General features: G+C 60.7%; 5 protein-coding genes and 1 pseudogene. 4 read left to right on the top strand and 2 right to left on the bottom strand.

The window, feature by feature from the left end:
* Together CTR53_RS16180 and CTR53_RS16175 are read left to right on the top strand one after the other, a co-directional pair.
* Window positions 1-357: pseudogene (locus tag CTR53_RS16180) on the top strand (hypothetical protein); the annotation flags it as partial.
* Window positions 354-740, top strand: a complete 387-nt coding sequence (locus CTR53_RS16175; RefSeq protein WP_290815652.1) for an OB-fold domain-containing protein — start codon at window positions 354-356, stop codon at window positions 738-740. The pseudogene CTR53_RS16180 and the gene CTR53_RS16175, both read left to right, overlap by 4 nt.
* 61 nt (window positions 741-801) lie before the next feature.
* Here CTR53_RS16175 and CTR53_RS16170 read toward each other — a convergent pair whose 3' ends face one another.
* Both CTR53_RS16170 and CTR53_RS16165 read right to left on the bottom strand, forming a co-directional pair.
* Entirely contained in the window at window positions 802-1,650 is an 849-nt protein-coding gene (locus tag CTR53_RS16170) for a MaoC/PaaZ C-terminal domain-containing protein (RefSeq protein WP_290815649.1), read from the bottom strand.
* A gap of 20 nt (window positions 1,651-1,670) precedes the next feature.
* Window positions 1,671-3,722 (bottom strand): acyl-CoA dehydrogenase, encoded by a 2,052-nt coding sequence (locus CTR53_RS16165; RefSeq protein WP_290815646.1) that lies wholly within the window; start codon window positions 3,720-3,722, stop codon window positions 1,671-1,673.
* Between CTR53_RS16165 and CTR53_RS16160 the strand changes: the two genes are divergently transcribed.
* Window positions 3,701-5,245 (top strand): class I adenylate-forming enzyme family protein, encoded by a 1,545-nt coding sequence (locus CTR53_RS16160; RefSeq protein ID WP_290815642.1) that lies wholly within the window; start codon window positions 3,701-3,703, stop codon window positions 5,243-5,245. The two genes, CTR53_RS16165 and CTR53_RS16160, sit on opposite strands and share 22 nt — an antisense overlap.
* Before the next feature lie 18 nt (window positions 5,246-5,263).
* The gene (locus CTR53_RS16155) at window positions 5,264-6,187 is read left to right on the top strand and encodes an SDR family oxidoreductase (RefSeq protein WP_290815640.1); all 924 of its coding nucleotides are present in this window, start codon (window positions 5,264-5,266) and stop codon (window positions 6,185-6,187) included.
* Window positions 6,188-6,189 lie beyond the last annotated feature (2 nt).

The raw sequence follows: 6,189 nt of genomic DNA, 5'->3' as shown, positions 1-6,189 counted from the left end.
ACGCTGAAGCGGCCGATGATTGCAGTGCGCGGCGCCGGTGAAGCCATCAAGCATCACCAGGGCGGCCAGGTCGACCTCACCTATACCTCGACGGTCCAATCCGGCAAGCAGGCTTTCGAAGCTGCTGGCGTGACGCCGAAAGACATCAAATACGCCTCCATCTATGACAGCTTCACCATCACAGTCCTAATGCAGCTCGAAGACCTCGGCTTCTGCGAAAAAGGCAAGGGCGGCGCCTTTGTGGCCGACGGGAACCTGATTTCCGGTGTGGGCAAGCTGCCGGTGAATACTGACGGNNGGGTGGCTGGGCAGCCGCCATGCCAGCGGCACACTGATTCTGGAGAGGATTTAACATGACCGAGCGAGTTCTGCCCGCGCCGGCCGTCACGCCGGAAGCCAAGCCTTTCTGGGACGGCACCGAACGCGGCGAGTTTCTGGTCAGGAGCTGCGAGAGCTGCGGCAAATCGCATTTCTATCCGCGGCCGCATTGCCCGCATTGCATGAGCGACAAGACCACCTGGCAGAAGGTGTCGGGTAAGGGCAAAATCTACTCCTACAGCGTCATGCGCCGCGCACCGGAGCCTTTCGCCATCGCCTATGTAACACTGGATGAAGGCCTGACGGTGCTAACCAATCTCGTCGATTGCGATCTCGACAAGATCAGTATCGGCCAGGCCGTCGCAGTGGCCTTTGCAAAATCCAAGGACGGCCCGCAGGTGCCGGTCTTCCGGCCAGTGTGAATCTTCAAACCTGTTTGAGGCGAATGGGGCGGGTAGCCGAGTGAAGATGCCCGCCTTTTTTCTATCGCAGGATGAGGCTGCCCCTGTCGAGCACGACGGCCTCACGGTCTTCGGCAACGCAGCGGAAGGCGATGCGGCCGTCTTCCTCCCATAGTTCGGTACGCAGGCTTTCACCCGGGAAGAATGGTGCCGAGAATCGCATCTCGATATGACGGACCCTGCCGGCATCGCCATCGCAGGCCATGCGGATGAGGGCATAGGTCGCCATCCCGAAAATGCAGAGGCCGTGCAGGATCGGGCGGTCGAAGCCGGCCGATGCCGCAAAACCCTGGTCGATATGCAGCGGATTCATGTCGCCGCTCAGCCGGTAGAGCGCGGCCTGGTTCCGCGTCGTCACGGTGACGAGACTCTTGTCGGCCGCACGCGTGGGAACCGGATGCATCGGCGGAACTGGGCCGGGCTGTCCGCCGCAGCCGCCATTGCCGCGGGCAAACACGCTCGACAGGTTGGTGGCGATATGCGCGCCGCTGCCGGCATCGAACAGCTTGGTTTCGGCCAGAATGATGGCGCCCTTTCCGGCGCCCTTGTCGAAGATGTCCCTGATGGCGAATTGCGAGCGGATGCGGCCGCTGGTCGGAAGGGCCTGGTGCAGCGTGATGCGCTGCTCGCCATGCACGACCTTTGTCAGATCTGCCTCGATGTCTTCCAGCCAGGTATCTTCCCAGGCGACTACGGTCGTCTGACTGGGGATGGCCCGCAGGCCTTTTTCATAAAGATACCTGATGGCATGCGGATCGCCGTCCATCAGGCCGACTCCGATGCCCAGCGCATAAAGCATGGTATCGGACTTGGTATAGGTGAATTCCCGTTCTGGAAACTGGCGTGAGATGGCGTTTTCGTAACTGAACATGTCGCAGGGTCTCGTCTGGCTCAGAGCCAATCGGGGGAGGTGTCGAGGACCGTTGTATCGTTCGACGCAACAATAGGCAGCCAGTGGTCGATGCGTTTCATTTCATGGCGGAAGAAGAACTGGCAGGCAGAGAGCTTGCCCTGCATGAAAGCCTCGGTGTCGCCGGTGCAACCTGCATCTAGGATGCGTTTGGCGGCGATGGCCTGACGCAGCCACATCCATCCCACCACGAGATGCCCGTACATATCCAGGTAGCTGGAGGAATTGACCAGATACTCCCCCATCCGGCCCGGCGCGGCATTCCTGAAATTGGCGCGGGTAGCTTCGAAGACGCGGTCCCGGTCTGCCCTCAACTGGGTCGCGAATTCCGCAAGTCCTGCGGCTTCGGCGTCCGCGATATCGGCCTGCATCCGCCGGCCAAGCAAGTCCAGGCCGGCCGCATCCTTCATGCGTAGTTTGCGACTGACGAAGTCGATCGCCTGGATGCCGTTGGTGCCCTCATGGATCAGGTTCAGCCGGTTGTCGCGGTAATACTGCTCTTCGGGGAAATCACGCGTATAGCCGTAACCGCCCAGAACCTGGATCGCCAGCTTGTTGGCTTCCAGGCAGTATTCGCTGGGCCAGGCCTTCACAATAGGGGTCAGAATTTCCAGGAGTAGCGAAGCTTCGTCGCGCGCAGTTGTGTCGTGAGTCGATCGTTCCTCATCGACCATATATGCAGCATACAGGCCAAGCGCGAGGGCGCCTTCCACAAAGACCTTCTGTTGCAACAGCATGCGGCGAACATCGCCATGCTGGATAATCGGTACAGGCGGCAACAACGGATTCTTGTTGTCGGGTAATCGACCCTGCGTCCGCTGCTTTGCATATTCCAGGCTATGCAGATAACCCGCATAGCCCAACATGGTAGCGCCGAGACCCACAGAAATGCGGGCCTCGTTCATCATCACGAACATGTATTCCAGGCCGCGATGCGGCTCGCCAAGCAGGTAGGCGGTGCAGTCGTCATTGTCACCGAAGCTCAGAAGCGTATTCACCGCGCCCCGATAGCCCATCTTGTGGTTCAGGCCGAAGACGCGGACATCGTTGCGCTGGCCTGGCGCCCCATCGTTGCCGACATCGAATTTCGGCACGATGAACAGCGAGATACCCTTGATGCCTGGCGGAGCGCCGTCGATCCTTGCCAGCACCAGATGCACGATGTTTTCGGAAATCTCGTGATCCCCGGCCGAGATCCACATCTTGCTGCCCTTGAGACTGTAGCTGCCGTCCGGTCGCAGTGTGGCGCGCGTGCGGATATCGGCCAGCCCTGAACCCGCCTGCGGCTCGCTCAGGCACATCGTGCCGAGGAAACGGCCGTCCAGCATCGGGCGCAGGAAGCGGGTCTTCTGCACATCCGTACCGAATGCGCGAATGACATTTCCTGCCGAGACCGTCAGGAAGTAATAGATGGAGGCGCCGATATTGGCGGCCTGGAAAAAGGCATAGGCGGCCTGGACGATGGCGACGGGAAGCTGCTGTCCGCCTTCATTCGCCGGCGCATGCGCCGACATGAAACCCGCCTCGGTAAACGCGCCAATGGCGGCCTTGAGTTCTGGCAGCGTGTGAACGACACCGTCTTCGAGCGACGGTTCGTTCAGATCGGATTTGCGATAGAAACACTGGAAATGACTGGCAGCGATGGTCTCCGCCGTATCGAGGACGGCGCTGAAAATCTCGCGGTCCAGGTCGGCGTAAAGCGGCCGTGCCGCTAGTTTGTCGATTTGCAGAACCTGGAAGAGATTGAAATCGACATCCTCGCGGCTCAGTGTCTTGCCAGAATTTTCCGCAGCCATTCCGTTTCCGATGACTCCATTGACTTGGGGGTGGCCGGAATATAAACTAACAAGCGTTCGTAAGTAAATATAAGAAGGGCTCGATGTCCCCGACCGAAAACGCGCCGGCCGTGGTTCTGCCGACTCAGCCCGCGAAAGCGATTTCCCGGTCAAAAGCCGTTTGGCCGGCCCAATCCCGCTATCAGATTCAGCAGGAAACCCATTTCGACGGTCGGGTGGTGAACTGTTTCCGGCCACGATCTGAATCTGCCTACGGCATATTCGCCTCCGCCGCGCGCAAGCATCCCGACGCCGAAGCGCTGGTCGGCGATGGCAAGCGCCTGACCTATAGCGAACTGGTGGAGGCGGCTGGCGCCGTTGCGGCACGCCTGAAGCAGCTCGGCATTCGCCCCGGCATGCGGGTCGCGATGTATCTCGCCAACCGCATCGAATTCGTCACGGTCTATCTTGGCATCCTGCGCCTTGGCGCCGTCGCGGTGCCGATGGATGTCCGTCTGAAAGGCCCGGAAATCGCGCATGTCGTGAACCACTCCGATGCGTGCGTTTTGCTGCACGAGGCGGCGCTATCCGGCGAATTGCCGAACAGGCGGGATGTGCCGAGGCTGTCTGTGGTTGTGCCGGTTTCAGACGGCGGCATTCATTGGCCGGACGAGCAGATCGGGGCGTTCCCCCCCGAATACCATGTTGCGGATCCGGAAGGCCTCGCGACGCTGCTTTATACCTCGGGCACTACCGGCCTGCCGAAAGGCGCGATGCTCACGCATTTGAACTTTGCGCATTCGGTCATTCATTTCGAACTGATCCTGGGGCTTGGCCAGGGCAGGGAGCGCACGCTTCTGGTCGTTCCCGCCAGCCATGTCACTGGTCTGCTGGCGATCCTGTCATTCCTGTGGGTTGGTGGCGCGGTCATCATGTCGCGCGCCTTCAAGGCGCCGGCCTTCCTGAAACTCGCCGCCGATGAGCGCATCACGCATACGGTCATGGTTCCGGCCATGTATAATCTCTGTCTGCTGCAGCCCGACTTCTCGGCCTATGATCTGAGCAACTGGCGGCTGGGCCATTTCGGCGGTTCACCCATGCCGATGGCGACGATCCAGGATCTTGCCGACCGGTTGCCGCAGATACGCCTGATTGACGGCTACGGCGCCACCGAATGCTGTTCGCCCGTCGCCCTGTCGCCGCCCGATATGCCAACCGGCAAGCGCGCGGCGATCGGCCTGCCGGTGCACTGCGCCGATATCAGGATCGTGGGACCGGACGGCGCCGAACTGCCGGGGGGCGAGACCGGCGAAATCTGGATCCGCGGTCCGATGATCGTGCCGGGCTATCTCGACAACGCCGAAGCCAACAAGGCGAATTTCACCCACGGATTCTGGCATTCCGGCGATATCGGAAAGCTTGATGACGATGGCTATCTCTATATCTCCGACCGCATCAAGGATGTGATCAACCGCGGCGGTTACAAGATCTACAGCGTCGAGGTTGAGGGCGTGCTGAACCGGCATCCCGATGTGCTGGAGAGCGCTGTTGTCTCGAAGCCGTGCCCGGTGTTGGGCGAGCGCGTCCATGCCTTCGTCACGGCGAAGACACAAGGCCTGACGGCTGAAAAGCTCTTCGAATACTGCGTCACGCGGCTGGCCGATTACAAGCAGCCGGAGACCTACATGATCCTCGATACCCCATTGCCACGGAATTCCGGCGGCAAGGTGCTCAAGCGCGACCTGCGCAACAGCTTAAACCCCGCCGGAACCGGCAGATAATTTTTGGGAGTCCTGAACATGACCATTCGTTTTGACGGCCGCGTGGCAATTGTGACCGGTGCCGGCACCGGGCTCGGCCGCAGCCACGCACTCGCGCTCGCCGCGCGCGGCGCCAGCGTGGTGGTGAACGATCTGGGCGGATCGCTGAATGGCCAGGGCCAATCCAGCAGCGCCGCAGATACGGTGGCGAACGAAATCAAGGCGATGGGCGGCAAGGCCGTTGCGAATTATGATTCGGTCGCCGATGCCGTTGGCGCCGAGAAGATTGTCGCCTCGGCGGTGGATGCGTTCGGCCGCCTCGATATTCTGGTCAACAATGCCGGCATCCTGCGCGACAAGACGCTGGCGAAGATGGACCCGGCCGACTACGAAGCCGTGACGCGCGTTCATCTTTTTGGGTCGGCTTTCTGCACGCGGGCGGCGCTGCCGGTCATGCAGAAGAACAACTACGGCCGCATCGTCATGACCACGTCGAATGCCGGCCTGTTCGGCAATTTCGGCCAGTCGAATTACGGGGCCGCCAAGGCAGCCGTCATCGGCCTGATGAATGTCGTCCGCATCGAGACGGCGAAATACGGCATCCTCGTCAATACCATCGCGCCCATGGCCGCGACCCGCATGACGGAGAATGTCATGCCAGCTGAGATGCTGCCGCTGTTCAAGCCTGAATTCGTTTCCGCGGCCGTGGCCTATCTGGCCAGCGAACAATGCAATGTCTCCGGCCATACCATCTCCGCATCGGCCGGTTACGTCGCCCGCGTCCAGATCATGAGCAGCCCCGGCGTCTTCTTCGACACCAGCAGGGATCTGACCCCGGAGATGGTGGCGGATCAGTGGGCTAATATCACCGATATGTCTAAACCGCAGGGTTTCGACAGCGCCGGTGCCGAAATGGAATACATCGCCAAGCAGACTATGGCGCGGCTGAAGAAATCGGCCTGAAC

Source organism: Ferrovibrio sp., assembly GCF_002796975.1.
Classification (GTDB): Bacteria; Pseudomonadota; Alphaproteobacteria; order Ferrovibrionales; family Ferrovibrionaceae; genus Ferrovibrio.
This window is presented reverse-complemented; position numbering and strand designations above follow the sequence as displayed.

Excerpts from the sequence above, each read along its gene's own strand:
- CTR53_RS16155 (WP_290815640.1), top strand. The coding sequence starts at position 5,264 with ATGACCATTCGTTTTGACGGCCGCGTGGCAATTGTGACCGGTGCCGGC.
- CTR53_RS16170 (WP_290815649.1), bottom strand. The coding sequence starts at position 1,650 with ATGTTCAGTTACGAAAACGCCATCTCACGCCAGTTTCCAGAACGGGAA.
- CTR53_RS16175 (WP_290815652.1), top strand. The coding sequence starts at position 354 with ATGACCGAGCGAGTTCTGCCCGCGCCGGCCGTCACGCCGGAAGCCAAG.